Annotated in this window: 14 protein-coding genes and 1 pseudogene; 5 read left to right on the top strand and 10 right to left on the bottom strand. The window is 63.4% G+C overall.

The genetic code is table 11. The features are described 5' to 3' along the window. Positions 1-45: 45 nt before the first annotated feature. Together HBNXHr_RS03625 and HBNXHr_RS03620 are read right to left on the bottom strand one after the other, a co-directional pair. Positions 46-1,074: a PQQ-binding-like beta-propeller repeat protein gene (locus HBNXHr_RS03625; RefSeq protein ID WP_275883209.1), complete on the bottom strand. Its 1,029-nt coding sequence runs from the start codon at positions 1,072-1,074 to the stop codon at positions 46-48. 385 nt (positions 1,075-1,459) lie between these two features. Continuing rightward, a complete protein-coding gene (locus HBNXHr_RS03620) occupies positions 1,460-2,860 on the bottom strand; it encodes an NAD(P)/FAD-dependent oxidoreductase (RefSeq protein ID WP_275883208.1) in 1,401 nt (466 codons plus the stop codon). A gap of 243 nt (positions 2,861-3,103) precedes the next feature. Here HBNXHr_RS03620 and HBNXHr_RS03615 point away from each other — a divergent pair, with 243 nt between their 5' ends. The 3 genes from HBNXHr_RS03615 (at position 3,104) to HBNXHr_RS03605 (ending at position 8,088) form a co-directional block, all read left to right on the top strand. Beyond that, the gene (locus tag HBNXHr_RS03615) at positions 3,104-3,682 is read left to right on the top strand and encodes a hypothetical protein (RefSeq protein WP_275739572.1); all 579 of its coding nucleotides are present in this window, start codon (positions 3,104-3,106) and stop codon (positions 3,680-3,682) included. 74 nt (positions 3,683-3,756) lie between these two features. After that, on the top strand, positions 3,757-4,734 hold the full coding sequence (locus HBNXHr_RS03610; protein WP_275883207.1) for a phosphoadenosine phosphosulfate reductase family protein: 978 nt from the start codon (positions 3,757-3,759) through the stop codon (positions 4,732-4,734). Positions 4,735-4,950: 216 nt separating this feature from the next. Further along, a complete protein-coding gene (locus HBNXHr_RS03605; protein ID WP_275883206.1) occupies positions 4,951-8,088 on the top strand; it encodes a PAS domain-containing protein in 3,138 nt (1,045 codons plus the stop codon). 18 nt (positions 8,089-8,106) lie between these two features. On the opposite strand, the gene HBNXHr_RS03600 is transcribed toward HBNXHr_RS03605, so the two are convergent. The 8 genes and pseudogenes from HBNXHr_RS03600 to ftsZ all read right to left on the bottom strand — a co-directional run bounded on the left by HBNXHr_RS03600 (position 8,107) and on the right by ftsZ (position 13,457). After that, on the bottom strand, positions 8,107-8,394 hold the full coding sequence (locus tag HBNXHr_RS03600) for a transcriptional regulator (protein ID WP_275883205.1): 288 nt from the start codon (positions 8,392-8,394) through the stop codon (positions 8,107-8,109). A 3-nt stretch (positions 8,395-8,397) separates the two neighbouring features. After that, complete coding sequence (locus tag HBNXHr_RS03595) at positions 8,398-9,027, bottom strand: hypothetical protein (RefSeq protein ID WP_275883204.1); 630 nt, start codon at positions 9,025-9,027, stop codon at positions 8,398-8,400. Positions 9,028-9,034: 7 nt separating this feature from the next. Then, a complete protein-coding gene (locus tag HBNXHr_RS03590; protein ID WP_275883203.1) occupies positions 9,035-9,868 on the bottom strand; it encodes an ABC transporter permease subunit in 834 nt (277 codons plus the stop codon). Then, positions 9,865-10,863: an ABC transporter ATP-binding protein gene (locus HBNXHr_RS03585; RefSeq protein ID WP_275883202.1), complete on the bottom strand. Its 999-nt coding sequence runs from the start codon at positions 10,861-10,863 to the stop codon at positions 9,865-9,867. The genes HBNXHr_RS03590 and HBNXHr_RS03585 overlap by 4 nt, the downstream gene beginning before the upstream one ends. Positions 10,864-11,355: 492 nt before the next feature. Then, positions 11,356-11,454, bottom strand: a pseudogene (locus tag HBNXHr_RS03580) (transcription elongation factor Spt5); the annotation flags it as partial. Between the two features lie 134 nt (positions 11,455-11,588). Continuing rightward, positions 11,589-12,026, bottom strand: a complete 438-nt coding sequence (locus HBNXHr_RS03575) for a transcription elongation factor Spt5 (RefSeq protein ID WP_015788653.1) — start codon at positions 12,024-12,026, stop codon at positions 11,589-11,591. Beyond that, a complete protein-coding gene (locus tag HBNXHr_RS03570; RefSeq protein ID WP_275739558.1) occupies positions 12,026-12,199 on the bottom strand; it encodes a protein translocase SEC61 complex subunit gamma in 174 nt (57 codons plus the stop codon). The genes HBNXHr_RS03575 and HBNXHr_RS03570 overlap by 1 nt, the downstream gene beginning before the upstream one ends. Before the next feature lie 97 nt (positions 12,200-12,296). Continuing rightward, positions 12,297-13,457, bottom strand: a complete 1,161-nt coding sequence (ftsZ, locus tag HBNXHr_RS03565) for a cell division protein FtsZ (RefSeq protein ID WP_275739556.1) — start codon at positions 13,455-13,457, stop codon at positions 12,297-12,299. Between the two features lie 220 nt (positions 13,458-13,677). Between ftsZ and HBNXHr_RS03560 the strand changes: the two genes are divergently transcribed. Together HBNXHr_RS03560 and HBNXHr_RS03555 are read left to right on the top strand one after the other, a co-directional pair. Beyond that, entirely contained in the window at positions 13,678-15,450 is a 1,773-nt protein-coding gene (locus HBNXHr_RS03560) for a 2-oxoacid:acceptor oxidoreductase subunit alpha (RefSeq protein ID WP_275883201.1), read from the top strand. Then, on the top strand, positions 15,447-16,310 hold the full coding sequence (locus HBNXHr_RS03555) for a 2-oxoacid:ferredoxin oxidoreductase subunit beta (protein WP_275883200.1): 864 nt from the start codon (positions 15,447-15,449) through the stop codon (positions 16,308-16,310). The genes HBNXHr_RS03560 and HBNXHr_RS03555 overlap by 4 nt, the downstream gene beginning before the upstream one ends. Positions 16,311-16,368: the final 58 nt, after the last annotated feature.

Below are 16,368 nucleotides of genomic sequence, written 5' to 3'. Positions count from 1 at the left end.
GTTGCGGGCTGTCGAGAGTTCTGTGTATCGCCAGCGGTGTCGGGTTCACGCATCGGTAATCGCCTCCGGGGCGAGCCGTGTCAGACCAAACGTTTGTCCCAGATAGACGGTCTCGCCAGCTGCCTGTGCCCACTCCACGCCGCCGCCGTCCTCGAAGGGCCGCCCATCAAGCGGAACTGTCCGGACACGTGTCCCGTCCTGTTCGTGGACATAGAGAACGGTCGGGTCGAACGGGATAGTGCCGCTTGAGCCACGGATGCGGTGGTTCCCGCCGACCAGCGTCACCAGGCGATCACCGACCGGCAGTGGGCCGTGCGTCACGGCGTTCCCGAGGTCATCGCGCCACAGCTGCTGGCCCGAGACCGTGTCGAACGCCCGGAGAGTGTAGTCGGCACCACCAACGTACACGCGGTCATCGGCCACTAGCGGACGAGTGAACACGGTATTTGACAACTGGCCACGCCACAGTACGCTCCCAGTCGTGGCGTCCATCGCCAGTAGTTCCTCCGTGGCGGCACCGAGATATGCAGCCCCATCAACAGCACTCACGGCTGAGAGCGCCGCCCCAATCTCGCGAGTCCATTCGACCGCCCCAGTCCGATCGAGGAAGAGAACACGGCCGTCGACGAGGGGTGCAATCACCCCATTTGCTGTCGCGCCAGGAGCACCCGACAGCGACGCGGGCAATGGGTGGATGAAACGCGTCTCACCGTCGGCGCGGTCGACCACGACCAACCGATCCGGGATGTCATCTTCGGTGCCGGAGATCGGGACCACAAGACGGTCGCCGAGGGGAATCGGGGCAAACTCGACGACGCCGGGGTCAGCATCGTCGATCGGAGCAAGCGGGCGCTGCCAGATGGTGTCACCAGCGGCTGCATCGACGGCGATCATCGTTTCGGCCTTCGAAATGGCATAGGCCTGGCCGCCATCGACACCAATGGGTGAGTTTTTGCCTTTCCCGACTGTCACCGTCCACGTGGTTTCCCCGGTGGTGCGATCCAGGCCAGCGACGATCGGCTGGTCGCGGAACGGACCGTGCCAGCCAGCAAGGAGATGGCCTGTGGCGGTCATGGCGACGGATGAGCACTCGTGAATTCCCGTATGCCACGAGCGCTGAATCGGGGGCGATTCTTTCCCGCGGAGACTGGCACAGCCAGCGATGCCGCCAACGACGCTTCCGAGGACGGCGAGGGCTCCACGACGTGTCACGGAGGGCATATCCCAAATGGTACAATAGCCTATATTTCAGTCTAACGAATGCCTTTGCGTCGTCGCAATCACCAACGATGAACGTGAGAACAATCCGGAAAGCACGATCATCATGGTGTCCGACCAGTTCTGGAAGAGAACCGTCTTTGAGCGACAATCAGCTCACTCACCTGCCGAACGCATTTTTCGACGCCGATCCTGCCCCATGTCATGGAATACACCACCCCCGGCTCCACCGGGATGGAGGTCAGTCGAGTTTTGCCGCCGTATCGCCGATGAGGCCGTCGAGAACTTCGGGCGTCGTCGGGTGGTAGGCCCGGTCGGGGATCTCCCGGACGTCGAGTTCCATCTCGACGGCGAGTTGCATCGTCTTGGCCATCACGTCGGCATGGTAGTGTAGCCCTTGATACCCCAGGACCGTGCCGTCGGTGCCGACGACGAGTCGTGCGAGTCCGTCGGCAACGTCTTTCGTCTTGAACACGCCGTCGCTGGAGGCGTCGCGGGTAGCTGTCACAAAGTCCAGGCCGGCAGCCTCGGCCGACTCGACCGAGTGGCCGACGCGGGCATAGGGGAGGACGCCAAGCCCCGAGAAGATGACATGGTGGTGGACGTTCTCGTACTCCTCGAGGGTGTCGCCGTCACGGTGATGGCGGATATTGTCCGCGGCGGTGAACCCTTCCTCCTTGGCAACGTGGAGGATGGGTTCGCGGCCATTGACGTCCCCGACGACGAACACCCGGTCGTCGCCTGCGGCCTGCATCGTGTCGGCAACCCAGCTCTCGCCTGGCGAGAGAGACGTGTTCTCGATGCCGAGCCGATCGAGTGCCGGCTCGCGGCCGGTGAAAGCGAACAGTTCGTCGGCTTCGACCGTGTGCGTTTCCCCACCGGCGTCGACGGTCATCCGGACGCCGCCGTCCGCTGTCTGCTCGACGTGCTGGCCCTCGGCGTCCAGCAGCACGTCGACGTCGAAGTGCGCCTTGTAGTAGTCGAGCAGTTCCTCGCCGAAGGGCTCGTCGGCCTCCTCGAGGACGTCGGGGAGCGCCTCGACGACAGTCAGATCCATGTCGGCGGCCTCGGTCAGGTACGGGACGAGTTCCAGCCCGATGTATCCGAGTCCCAGCGCGATCGCGGAGTCGCCGAACTTGGTGCGGTCGAGGACGTCGGCACTTGTCCCGACTGGGACGTCCTCAATGCCGGGGATCGGCGGAATGGCCACGTTCGATCCCGTCGCGATCACGACGTAGTCGGGCTCGATCCGACGGCCGTCGACGTCGAGAACCCGATCATCGACGAATCGAGCAGTGTCGTGGATGAACTCGACGTTGTCCTGCTCGGCAAGTTCGGCGATCGCGTCGCGGCGATGCTGTGCGAATCCCGAGGTATGCTCGTTCTTGCGCTCGACGACGGCATCGATATCGACATCCGGCACCTCACCGACGAGTCGCTCGTCCTTCCGGGCCGCAAATCGGTGCTCGGCGGCCGAGAGTACTTCCTTTGAGGGCATACATCCGCGGAGAATACACAGGCCACCGCCGGGGTCGCCGTCGTCGATCAGTGTGAGTTCGATCTCGGGATCGTCGGCCAGATCACCGGCGACTGCCGCGCCGGCACTTCCGTATGCGCCAACGACTGCGACGTGAATGCTCATACAAAATGACCGGCGTGGGCGAACAAAACCGTTTGGAACGGCGAGTTACTGGCCCCATGTTCCGGGCACACGCCAATCCGGTTCCCAGAGCGTATCGGGGCCAACGGCTCTCTAAGGGCGATAGATGGAGTCGGTGATCTGTGGTGGAAAGGGCAGGCCATATATGCCCGGGCCCCGTATAAGCACACGAATATTGGTGTTACACAATCGTCGCGCGAGACGGCCATATTCCCTGTTCAAACCATGACGAGCCGCGTATACAGACTCCACTCGACGCTCGAACTGCCCCTCGAAGACGTCCACGATCACTTCGACGACCCCGAGTTGCCCGAAGAGATCGACGACGTTGAGATCACGCGACGGAACAACACGCTGATTTTGAGCGCGGTCGCCACTGATGAGAGCATCAGCAAATACACGCCGACCGCCCAGCTCAAGGCCAGCGTGACCGAAAATCGCGTCTACGAGGAAGAACCCGAACCCCCACGCGGGACCGGCGGTGGCGGCCAGTGGGGCGCACTCGAAGAGGAAGAGGAGGAGATCGAATCCGAACTCGTCGAGTACGCCTGCTTCAAGGGGGACCGCGAGACGGTACTGCAGAACACGACCCTGCAGTTCCCGATGTTCGAAGTGCTGTGTGGCATCGCCGAGATTGCCGAGAAGGGGACACTCACGGCGATCGTGGCGGTCGACGAGGAACTACAGGCGGTCCAGATCGTCGACGGCGAACGAACGCCAGCCTCCGTCGCCGTCACCGAGGACCCCGCCGACGACGAGGGAGAAGGCGGGGTCGACTGGCGCGACAACGAATTCATCCACTGAGGCGACGCTCCCGACGGGCTGGGTTGTCCGTTTCGAAAGACTCTTGCGGAGTCTAATTATATGTAATTACACGCATGACGAGCGCAGCCGACTTCCCCGCGTATCTCGACGTCGACTATTCGGACGGCGACGGCGAGGACCCCGCGGATTATCCGAGCATCGAGCACAAGATCGAGAAGGCCATCGAGGTCACGAAGGAAGGGCTCGAACAGTACGACAACCCGGTCGTGATGTGGACCGGCGGCAAGGACTCGACGCTGACGCTTTACTTCGTCAAAGAGGTCGCCGACCGCTTCGACCTCGAGGTCCCCCCAGTCGTGTTCATCGACCACTACCAGCACTTCGACGAGCTCATCGACTTCGTCGAACACTGGGCCGACGAATGGGACCTCGAAGTCATCTGGGCCCGTAACACCGACGTCGGCGAGTACGTCGAGGCGAACGGGCTCGAACCCGGTGACGACATCCCCGTCGATGCGCTGAGCGAGCACAACCAGCACCACATCCGGAACATCCTCGAATACGAGGAAGACACGTTCCCGTTCCTGCTGGATACCTACGTGGGCAACCACCTGCTGAAGACCGTCGCGCTCAACGACGCCATCGAAGAGCACGACGTCGATGGGATCCTCAGCGGCGTCCGCTGGGACGAACAGGAGGCCCGCGCCGACGAGACGTTCTTCAGCCCGCGCCACGACCCCGACATCTACCCGCCCCACGACCGAATCCAGCCGATCCTCCAGTTCGCCGAACCGGATGTCTGGGAGGCCTTCTGGCACTTCGCGGTCCCGGACACGGTCGAGGCGTTTCCGGACGATGGGTACGTCCCGCAGGGCCAGGACGATCTGCCGGAAGGCGTCGAGAAGGAAGACGTCCCGGTCAGCCCCAAGTACTTCGCCGGTTTCCGGTCGCTCGGGAGCCAGGTCAGTACGGACAAATCCGCCGAAGAGCCCGCCTGGCTCCAGGACATGGCCAACACGACCGAGCGCGCCGGCCGCGCCCAGGACAAGGAAGACCTGATGGAACGGCTGCGCGATCTCGGCTACATGTAAGGACGACCTTTTTACTTCGGAGGGTCGCAGGGCGACCCTCCTCGCAAAAAGCTCGACCAAAAAGGCCGGACGCTCCCGTCGGTCGCGTCCGGTGAGTGCCAATCAATTCCACGCAGTCACAACCGCTCAGGGCCGCCCCGAGCATCCACTGAAAAGTACCGGCGTGCCTACAACTTATTACCTTGCATTGTGAAAACATCCCATATTGGAACGAACATGAGCGAGACAACCGAGCCGGTCCGTATCCTCCACGTCGATGACGAACCGGACTTCCTCGAGATCACGGCCGAATTTTTACAGCGGAAAAACGAGCGGTTCACGGTCGACGTTGCGACGAGTGCCGCGGATGGGTTGGATCGCCTCACGGAGAATGCCTACGACTGCATCGTTTCGGACTACGAGATGCCGGGCCAAGACGGGATCGAATTTCTCAAAGCCGTTCGCAAGGACCACCCCGACCTCCCGTTTGTCCTATTCACCGCCAAAGGAAGCGAGACGATCGCCAGCGAGGCAATCTCGGCCGGGGTGAGCGAGTACCTCCAGAAGGGAAGCGGGACCGATCAGTACACGGTGCTTGCCAACCGGATCGAAAACCTCGTCTCCCGCCGCGAAGCCGAGATCACGGTCGCCCGATACGACCAACGGGAACGCGAAAGCGAGCGGTATCGGCGGGAACTTCTGGATATCACCGCCGATCCGGACACCACAACCGACGAGAAAGCCCATCAGTTGCTCGAACTGGGCCGCGAGCGCCTCGGCGCTGAAAACGGCCATCTCGTCAAGATCGACGAGGATCGGAACCGACACGAAGTGATCAGCGTGACCGGGTCCGAAATCGTCCAGAAGGGAGTAACCGACCTCTCGAAAACGTACTGTCGACGAACGATCGACTCCGACTCGATCTTCGACGTTCACGACGCCCCAGGAGCTGGCTGGGAGGACGATCCTGCCTACCAGCACTTCGAGTTGGGCTGTTACATCGGCCGGAAACTGCTCGTGGAGAGTGAGTTGTTCGGCACACTGTGTTACGTCAGCAGCGACCCGCGTGAGGAACCGTTCACCAACGACGAGAAGACGTTCTTCGAGCTGCTCGCCCGGTGGTTCACGCAATTGCTGGAACGGAAACGCTATCGGAGCCAGGCGGAGACGGTGTTCGAACACGCCCAGGATGGGATCTTCCTGGTCGACGTCAGCCCCGAGCAGCGGTTTCGAATCCGGCGGGTAAATCGGGCGTACGAGGCGCTGACCGGCCACTCGACCGAGGACATCGAAGGGAAAAGCCCCACCGACATCTACGGCGCTGACATCGGGACCGAAATCGAATCCCAGTATCGCGAGTGCGTCGATCGGCAAGAACCGATCGAATACGAAGTGGCGTTGCCGGTCGGTCCCCACGACGAACCCAGGCAGTTTCACACGAAACTCGCACCCGTCGTCGAGGCGGGCACGGTCGTCGAACTCGTCGGTGCAACCAGAGATGTTACCCAGCGCAAGGAACGACAGTCGAAACTTGAAGCCGAGCGTGCGTTCATCGAGGAAACACTCAACAGCCTCGAAGATGTGCTATACCTGATCAATCCCGATGGCAGCCTCCGTCGCTGGAACGATCGCCTCGGTGCGGTGACCGGCTACGACGACGAGGAGATCGAGACGATGGCGGCGACCGACTTTTTCCCACCAGAAGAACGCGAGCGCGTCGCCGACGCGATCGACGAGGCGCTTGCGACTGGCAGGGCAGTTGTGGAAGCGGACGTGCTCACGACCGAGGGCGAACGGATCACCTACGAGTTCACCGGGACGCGATTGACCGACTCGTCCGGCGACGTGCTCGGGGTGGCCGGAACCGGTCGGGACATCGCCGACCACAAGGAACGCGAACGCGAGCTCAGACAGTACCAGCAGATCCTCGACGCGATGCTCGATCCAGCAACGGTCATGGACGAGAACGGAAAGTACACGGTCGTCAACAACGCGATGGCAGCAGTCCACGAGATGACGGCGGCGGAGCTCGTCGGCGAACCCAGCCCGTTCATCCGGGAGCTTCGCGAAGCGCGTTCGGACGACCCCTACCGGGAACTCGTCGATGGCGAACGCGAGGAGTATCGCGGGGAGTACACGATGGAGATCCCCGACGCCGATCCGATCTACTTCGAGTATCGGCTCAGTCGGCTGACTATCGACGGGCGCTTCTGTGGGATTGTCGCCGTGGGCCGGGACGTCACCGACAGGACGCGTCGCGAGGACACTCTCGAAGCCCTCCACGAACGAACGCGCCCGTTCATCACGACACCGGATCAGGATGCCGTTGCCGAGCACGCCGTCGAGACGGTCGCGAGTGTGCTGGGCCAGGAGATCAACACTGTCTGGCTCTACGACGAGGACAGCGAGACACTGGAACCGGCCGCCTGGACCGACGCTGCCGCGGAACTGGTGGGTGAGATGCCGAGCTATACCGGGACGAAGAGCCTCTCGTGGGACGCCTTCCGGAGCGGAGAGGTACGAGTCATCGACGAAATGAGCGCGGTGAACGGCCGGCACAATCCCCAAACGCCGATCCGGAGTGAAATCATCCTCCCGCTGGGCGAGTACGGCGTACTGAACATCGGATCGACGGAACCGGACGCCTTCGAAGACATCGACGTCTCGCTCGCTCGTGTCTTCGGCGACATGGTCGAAGCAGCTCTCATCCGGACGGACCGAGAGGAGGAACTCCGTGACAGACGTCGTGAGCTCGAACGCCAGAACGAGCGTCTCGAAGAGTTCGCCAGCATCGTCAGCCACGACCTCCGCAACCCGTTGAACGTCGCCGAGGCACGGGTCCAGCTCGCCCTGGACGAGCGCGACAGCGAGCACCTGGACGTCGCGGCGAAAGCGATCGACCGAATGGGTGTCCTGATCGACGATATCCTCCAACTGGCCCGGGAAGGCGAACGGATCGACGAGATGGAACGCATCGACCTCGAGACGATCTGTGCCGACTGCTGGGACGCCGTCGAGACAACCGAGGCGACGCTGTCCGTCGAATCGAACCGGCCGATCCGTGCCGACCGGAGCCGGGTTCGACAGCTGCTGGAGAACCTCTTTCGCAACGCGGTCGAACACGGGGGCGAAGACGTACAGATCACGGTCGGTGCCCTGGAGGGGGGCTTTTTCGTCGCCGACGACGGGCCGGGTATCCCGCCGGACGAACGAGAAACCGTCTTCGAGAGTGGCTATACGACCCGCGAGGACGGAACCGGGTTCGGGCTCGCGATCGTCGCCGAGATCGCCGACGCACATGGCTGGGACGTCGCTGTGACCGACAGCGAGGACGGCGGCGCTCGCTTCGAGATCACCGGCGTCGAAGCCCCGTAGGGTCGGTGCAGATGGTTCTCACTCCTCGAGACTCTCGATCAGTGCCTCTAGCTGGCCGACGTGCTCCTCGAACTTCTCGCGACCGTGATCGGTCAGTCGGTAGGTCGTCTGCGGGGAGCCATCCACGAACTGCTTTTCGACGGCGACGCAATCGGCGTCCTCGAGTTTGTTCATGTGGCTGGCGAGATTGCCCTCCGTCATGTCGAGTTCCTCAACAATTTCCGAGAAGCTCGACTCGCCGTGCCGGTACAGATACGCGAAGAGTTGTAGCCGCGTCGGCTGGTGGACGAGTGTGTCGAAGTCCATGGATCACCGTGTCAGGGAGGCATACGCGACGACGGCATACAGGCCAAAGAGGACACCGAAGAGGCCGACGCCGACGTATCGCAGGAATGCAACGTAGGGTATCATCGAGGCGAAGGCGAGCGTCCAGACGCCGCCGGCGTAGAACACCAGGCGATCGCGGCGGCGGACGCGGTAGGCCGAAAGGACGACGCCAGTCAGGAGCAACGCCAGTCCGAGGACGGCGATCACGAGCCCGAAGTACAGGGTCGCGCGATCGAGCCCACCGACCTGTCCGGCGACCTTCCCCGGGACGCTGGTGGCCGCGACGAGGAACGCACCCAGCGACCCGAAGAGGGCGCGCCAGCTCGGCGCTGTCTCGGGTGCGTCGTTTCGGGGGAGCCTGGTAGCCATCACCCACAGCGCCAGGACGGCCACGACGACGAACACGCCCCAAATGAGGACGTAAGCCATCGCGGAAAGCGTCTCGTGGAAGAAAAACGTCACCTGAACGCCGAGTGCGACTGCGCCGACGAGCACGCCGGCGAGCAACCACAGTCGAGCGCGGCCGGGATACCGCTCGGCGAGTCCCATCGCACCCTTGATATCGTCGAGTTGGCGCTGGAGTTCCGCGGGGTCGACGTCTTCGTCACTCATCGATCGATCACCCGAGTTCCGCCCCCTGGAAGCGCCAGTAGCCGATTGCCAGCGGGACGACAGTCCATGCGAGCAAGATCACGACACTGAACCAGGGTTTCAGGTAGAACGGGATCACGCCCAGTGGTTCGATAGGGAGGTGGTTCGCCGGGTCAAAGATGAGATACGTCGCGTTCAGATACGAGCCGGCGGGCGTGAGGTTGTGGACGAACTCATAGAAGTGCTGGCCCAATTCGAGGCCGAGTGTCTCAGCCAAGAGGAACCGTACCGCGTCGACCAGCGAGAAGTTTTCGAAGACGATCAACACGTCCGTAAGGACGTAGAAGCCGACCGCACCGGCGATCGCCCGGGATCGAGTATCCGTCGCCGCCGAGATGGCGACCGACGGCCCGACGTACGCACCGACGAACACCACAGTCAGGACGATAAACGTCCCCGAGACGCCGAGTTCGAGGCTGGGATACATCACGACCCCGATGAGGCCCCCGACCACGAACGCGACGAGCAATGACCCGACGATCAGCAGACTTCGCGAGAGGAACTTCCCGGTCACTACGGCCGCCCGCGAGGTCGGCTGGCTCAACAGGAACGCGACCGTGTTCGACTCGCGCTCGCCGGCGATCGCCAGGTAGCTTCCGGCGATGGCGATCAGCGGAAGCAGCAGGGTCGTCAAAAAGACCTGGTTGAACAGCGCCGTGGCGAGATCAGGATTTGTGGCCCTCCCCTCCGCGTAGAGGATCAGCGCCGTGAACGCGACGTAGATCCCCATCACGCCCCAGAGTAGTTTCGAACGCCGAACGTCACGGAAGTCGTTCCGGGCGACAGTGAGCGTCTGGCTCATGCTGTCACCTCCGGGGAACCGGCGTCAGCCTCCTCGGTCGATCCGTCAGCGTCGTCGCTGGACCCGTCGGCGTCCACCATCCCCTCGGCCGCTGAGTCCCCGTTGGCGTAGCGATCGAACAGCGCCTCGAGGGACGCCGGCTCGGAGATGACGTCCCGGATTTCGGCGACCTGATCGACCCGACGGATGACCTCGATCTTCGCGCCGGCGTCGGTCACCAGCGCAGAGAGCGTGCTGTCCTCGACGCTCATAGCGGCCACGCCATCGAGATCGGTAAGGTCGAAGCCCTCCGGCACCGCATCCACGCGAACGTCCAGCGGCGAATGCGTCTCGGTCCCGTCTCTGAGTTCGTCGATCGTCCCCTCGGCCACGAGGCCACCGTCGACCAGAATCCCGATCCGGTCACAGACGGCTTCGACCTCCGAGAGGATGTGACTCGAAAAGAACACAGTCGTCCCGTCGGCGGCTTCCTCGCGGATCAACTCGCGCAGTTTGGCCATCCCGCGCGGATCGAGCCCGGATGAGGGTTCGTCGAGGATCAACACCTCGGGATCACCAACGAGTGCGCAGGCCAGCGCGAGCCGCTGCTCCATCCCGGTCGAGAACCCGCCGGCAGACCGGTTCCATGCGTCCTCGGTGAGTCCTACTCTGTCGAGGAGTACGTCCGGGTCGACAGCCACGTCCTTGAGATCGGCCGCGTATTTGACGTGTTCGCGGGCGGTGAGCCGTTCGTAGGGCGAGAACGCCTCCGGGAGCACACCGATGCGCCGGCGAAGCGCCCGGGACTCGCGTTCGATATCGTGGCCAAGCACCGTCGCCGAGCCCGACGATGGATCGAGAAAGCCAAGCAGGAGGTTGATCGTCGTCGACTTCCCCGCCCCGTTCGGGCCGAGAAAGCCGTAGACTTCGCCCGTCTCGACGCTGAGGTCGAGTCCATCGAGGGCTGTCAGGTCGCCATATTCCTTTCCGAGGCCGTCGATCTCGATGGCCGTCATCCACGGACACCTCGCGAGGGCGGCCGGCTCGGTCCGTCTCTCGATGCGACTCGACGCTCGCGACCAGCAGTAGCCCGTCGGCTCTGGGGAAGGGCCGTCACGACAGCGGGGATCATGCGTACGATTCCGGTATCCGCCCGCCGTTCAATAAACTTTGCGTCGCAAACTGGCTTTTCGATGCAAAGTTTGCTGGTTCGGGACTTGTCCGAAAGTCAAGAAGGATGCCAGAGAACGCCGATCAGATGCTGGCGAAATCAGCTACCGCCAGTGGCGGTAGGAAAACGCCAGCACGCAACACGCAGTGGAAGCGTTCCGCGATGTAATAATTCAGGGCCCGTTTCGCTCGCCTCGGACAGTCCGACCGTCACGCTGGCACCTTTTTCTTCGTCGGGTTCGCTCCCTTCGGTCGCGAACCGCTCCTCGAAAAACGTGGGCGAAAAACCGGTCTCGTTCCACTCGACCGGCGAAACCGCTCACTTCGTTCGCGGTACGTTACCGCTCTTCCGAGTCGAGTACGCGGATCTGATCCCCACGAACCGTCACGGGAATCGGAACCGTCGCCTCGTAGAGTTCGACCGTGACCTGGTCCTCGCACCTCCACCTTTTTCGTCGACGGGTATCCTCGTTCGCGCCGCTCACTGCGGGTACCCGTCTCGAAAAACGTGGGCGAAAAACCGGTCTCGTTCCACTCGACCGGCCAAACCGCTCGCCTTGCTCGCGGTACGTTACCGCTCTTCTGAATCGAGTACGCGGATCTGATCCCCACGAACCGTCACGGGAATCGGAACCGTCGCTTCGTAGAGCTCGACCGTGACCTGGTCCTTGCCCTCGTCGATTCGCTGGACCTGGGCCTTCTCGCCCTTGAACGGGCCGGCGATGAGTTCGACGATGTCGCCCTCAGCGATCCCTTCGACGTCCGGTGTCGGCGAGAGGAAGTGCTCGACCTCCTTGATCGAGGACTTGCCCTGGACGACGCCGTTGGCGTGGGGTATCTCGTCGAGAATGCGTTCGAATACCGAAGCATCCTCTGCCTCGACCATGACGTAGGAGGTCAGGCTGTCCGGCGCGAGTGCGGCGTGGACCGAGTCCTCCTCACGGTTCATGATCATGTCGGCGACGGTGCGCTCCTGACTGGCCGTGGTCTTGACGGCGAAGATCCCCATCACAGACCACCCGATAGCGGTACCATGAGGACGAAGATGACGAACCCGAGCAATCCGACCAGAAGGATGCCCGCGCCCGCGATCTTCGCGATCTGAGAGAACTCCTGCCAGGAGGGGGTACTCGCGAGCTTGAGTACCCGCACGTATGACGTGATATCGTACGGAACGTCCATGGAAGAGGGTTGCAACTCGGGGCTTTTCTATCTATTGATGGCTCTCGACGCTGAGAGCAGGCAAACGAGCAACCAGCGGGCGCAAGCGAGAGGAGCGCTACTCGACGTAATCGATGTCGTCGCCCATGCGCTGGGCGGCCTTCTCGCGTTCGGCCTCGCTTTTGCCGTAGATCTGTGGACTCTCGACGCCCGTGACGACGATCATCGTCTCCATCTGGCCGTCGTACTCGTGGTTGACCGACGCGCCCCAGATGATCCGGGCGTCCGGGTCGATCCGGTCGTAGATCTCCTCGACGACGCCCTCGGCCTCCTCGATGGACATGTCCGGGCCACCGACGACGTTCACGAGGGCGCTGTTGGCACCGTCGAACTCGACGTCCAGCAGCGGCGATCGCAGGGCCGACCGGATCGAGTCCTGGGCCTTGTTCTCCGAATCGGATTCGCCGAGACCGATCATCGCGACGCCGCCGTTCTCCATGATCGTCCGAACGTCGGCGAAGTCGACGTTGACCAGGCCGGGCTTGGTAATGAGTTCGGTCATCCCCTTGACCGAGCGCATCAGCACGCGATCGCAGATCTTGAAGGCGTCCTGCAGGGGCATCGACGGCGCGTAATCGAGGAGTCGATCGTTCGGGACCACGATCACGGTGTCGCTGACGGCACGGAGGCGCTCGAGGCCGGCATCGGCGTTGGCCCGCCGTCGCTCACCCTCCGCGGTGAAGGGGATCGTGACGATCGAGATCGTCAGCGCGCCCGAATCCTGGGCGGCCTGGGCGATCACCGGCGCAGCGCCGGTGCCCGTCCCGCCGCCAAGACCGGCGGTGACGAAGACCATGTCCGAGCCGTCGATGGACTGCTGGATGTCCTCGATGTTCTCCTGGGCGGCCTCCTCACCGATCTTCGGCACCGAGCCGGCCCCGCGACCGCCGGTGCGCTTCTTGCCGATCAGGATCTTCGTGTCGGCTTTGACCTCGTCGGCGAGGTGTTGGGCGTCGGTGTTTGCCGCGACCAGCTTCGCGCCGTGGATCCCCTCCTCCATCATCCGGGTGACCGTGTTGCCGCCAGCGCCCCCCGCGCCGACGACCGTGATCTTGGTTTCGAGGTCCTCAACGACGTCAGCGAGTTCCTCGTCGGTCATCTGGCCGGACGTCGCCGGTTCCTCGGCCGACGTGTCTGTCGATTCGGTGCTCCCCTCGACCGGCGACTCCTCGGGGTCGTCGTCGGTCTCCTCCATGGCGTCGTCGATGATAGAGTCCATATTTAAATGACTCGTAGCGGGTCAGGACTAATTATCTTTCCCCTCCGGTCCGACGCACGTCAGACAGCCGCACGGTTGGTTCGGCGTCGAGCACGCCCAACAGCCGGATTTGCGGGGCCGGCATCACCGATCGTGCCTGAAGTGTGCCCGAACACGATACGCCCCGCAAACTGCAGGTTGCAGAAGGCTTTTTCTCGGTGGCGGGATAGTTCGGACCTACATGGTAAACGATCTCAATTGGGCCATCGGCGGGGAGGCCGGCGACGGGATCGACTCGACGGGCAAGATCTTTGCCCGGGCGCTCTCGCGGGCCGGTCGCCACGTCTTCACCTCCAAGGACTTCGCCTCGCGCATCCGGGGCGGGTACACCGCCTATAAGGTCCGGACCGCCGTCGAGCGCGTCGAGAGCGTGGTCGATCGGCTGGACATCCTGATCGCGCTCACCGAGCGGACCATCGACGAGAACCTCGACGAACTAAAGGAGGGCAGTGTCATCATCTACGACGGCGAGCAGACGACGATGGCCGACGTCGAAGTTCCCGAGGGCATGATCGGCCTAGAGATCCCACTCAACAGCCTTGCCGAGAAGGCCGGCGGGGCGATCATGCGAAACGTCGTCGCGCTGGGGGCCGCGAGCGAAGTCGCCGGCTTCCCCGTCGAATATCTCGACGAAGCCCTGGTCAAGCGCTTCGGCGAGAAAGGCGAGGCGATCGTCTCGAACAACCGGGAAGCGGCCCGACTCGGACGGGACTTCGTCCGCGAAGAGACCGACTACAGCGAGGAGTTCTCCCTCGAAACGACCGACGAGGACTACGTCCTGCTGAACGGTGACGAGGCCATCGGCATGGCGGCGATCGCCGCCGGCTGTCGGTTTTATGCGGGCTATCCGATCACGCCCGCGACGGACATCATGGAGTACCTCACCGGGCGGATCGAGGCCTTCGGCGGCGCGGTCGTCCAGGCAGAGGACGAGTTATCGGCGATCAACATGGCGCTGGGCGCGGCCAGGGCCGGCGCGCGGGCGATGACCGCCACGTCCGGGCCGGGGATCGACCTGATGAGCGAGACCTTCGGGCTGGTCGCCACGAGCGAGACACCCCTCGTGATCGCGAACGTGATGCGTTCGGGGCCATCGACCGGGATGCCCACAAAGCAGGAACAGGGTGACCTGAACGCGATGCTCTATGGCGGGCACGGCGAGATCCCGCGGTTCGTCCTCGCACCGACGACCATCGGCGAGTGTTTCGACCGGACCGTCGAGGCGTTCAACCTCGCCGAAAAGTACCAGCTCCCGGTCTACCTGACAGCAGATCTCGCGCTTGCAGTCACCGAGCAAACCTACTCGCCGGAGCGCTTCGACATGGAAGGCGTCGAGATCGACCGCGGCAAGGTCGTCGACCCCGACGAAGTTGAGGAGTGGCTCGACGAGAAGGGGCGCTTCAAGGCCCACGCCGCGACCGAGGACGGCGTCAGCCCGCGCGCGCTCCCGGGAACGCCCGACGCTGCACACATGACGACCGGCCTCGAACACGACGAGTTGGGTCGCCGGACCGAAGAGGAAGACGTCCGCGTCGAACAGGTACAGAAGCGCCAGCGGAAGGTCGACACCGCCCGCGACCGGGAGGCCTTCGACTACCGGGAGTTCGGGGATCCCGACGCCGAAACGCTCGTCATTTCGTGGGGTTCCAACGAGGGGGCGATGCGGGAAGCCCTGGGGATGCTCGACGATCGCGGGATCGACGTCCGATTCCTCTCGGTGCCGTATATCTATCCGCGGCCTGATCTGACCGACGAGGTCGAGGCTGCGGAGGACGTTATCGTCGTCGAGTGCAACGCGACGGGGCAGTTCGCGGACTTGATCGAGCACGACACGCTGACGCGCGTCCAGCGCGTCATGAAGTACACGGGCGTCCGTTTCAAGGCCGACGAACTCGCCGACGAGATCGAAGGGGCGATCGCCGGCGAACGCGCCCCACCGGAGGTGAAACGATGAGTTCTGACACGCACTTCACGGACTTCAAATCCGACAAGCAACCGACCTGGTGTCCCGGCTGCGGTGACTTCGGGACGATGAACGGCATGATGAAAGCCCTCGCCGAAACGGGCAACGACCCGGACAACACGTTCGTCGTCGCCGGGATCGGCTGTTCTGGCAAGATCGGGACGTACATGCACAGCTACGCGCTGCACGGCGTCCACGGCCGCGCACTCCCGGTCGGCACTGGCGTCAAGCTCGCCAACCCCGACCTGGAAGTGATGGTCGCCGGCGGGGACGGCGACGGCTACTCGATCGGGGTGGGCCATTTCATCCATGCCGTCCGACGGAACATCGACATCACCTACGTCGTGATGGACAATCGGATCTACGGCCTGACGAAGGGCCAGGCCTCGCCCACCTCGCGGCAGGGATTCGAAACCGCGACGTCGCCGGACGGAACCGTCGAGCCGCCGGTCAATCCACAGGCGCTGGCGCTGGCTGCCGGCGGGACCTTCATCGCCCAGTCCTTTTCCTCGGACTCCCAGCGCCACGCCGACTTGGTGCAGCGGGCGATCGAACACGACGGTTTTGGCTTCGTCAACGTCTACTCGCCGTGCGTGACGTTCAACGACGTCGACACCTACGACTACTTCCGGGACAGCATCGTCAACCTCGACGAAACCGATCACGATCCCGGTAACTACGAGGCGGCCAAGGATCGCATCATGGACCCGGGGGCCGAACACATCGGCGTCCTCTATCAGAACGAGGACAGCGTTCCCTTCAGCGAACGTGAGGGGATCGATCGGAACATGGCCGACATTCCCGACGGCGCGCCCGAACGTGCCGATCGGCTCGTCCGGGAGTTCTACTGAACGCGCGAGGCCCCCGACCTGGCAGGCCACGGGTTATAAACGAGCGGCCGGATTACTG

This window comes from Halorhabdus sp. BNX81 (assembly GCF_029229925.1).
GTDB lineage: Archaea > Halobacteriota > Halobacteria > Halobacteriales > Haloarculaceae > Halorhabdus.
This window is presented reverse-complemented; position numbering and strand designations above follow the sequence as displayed.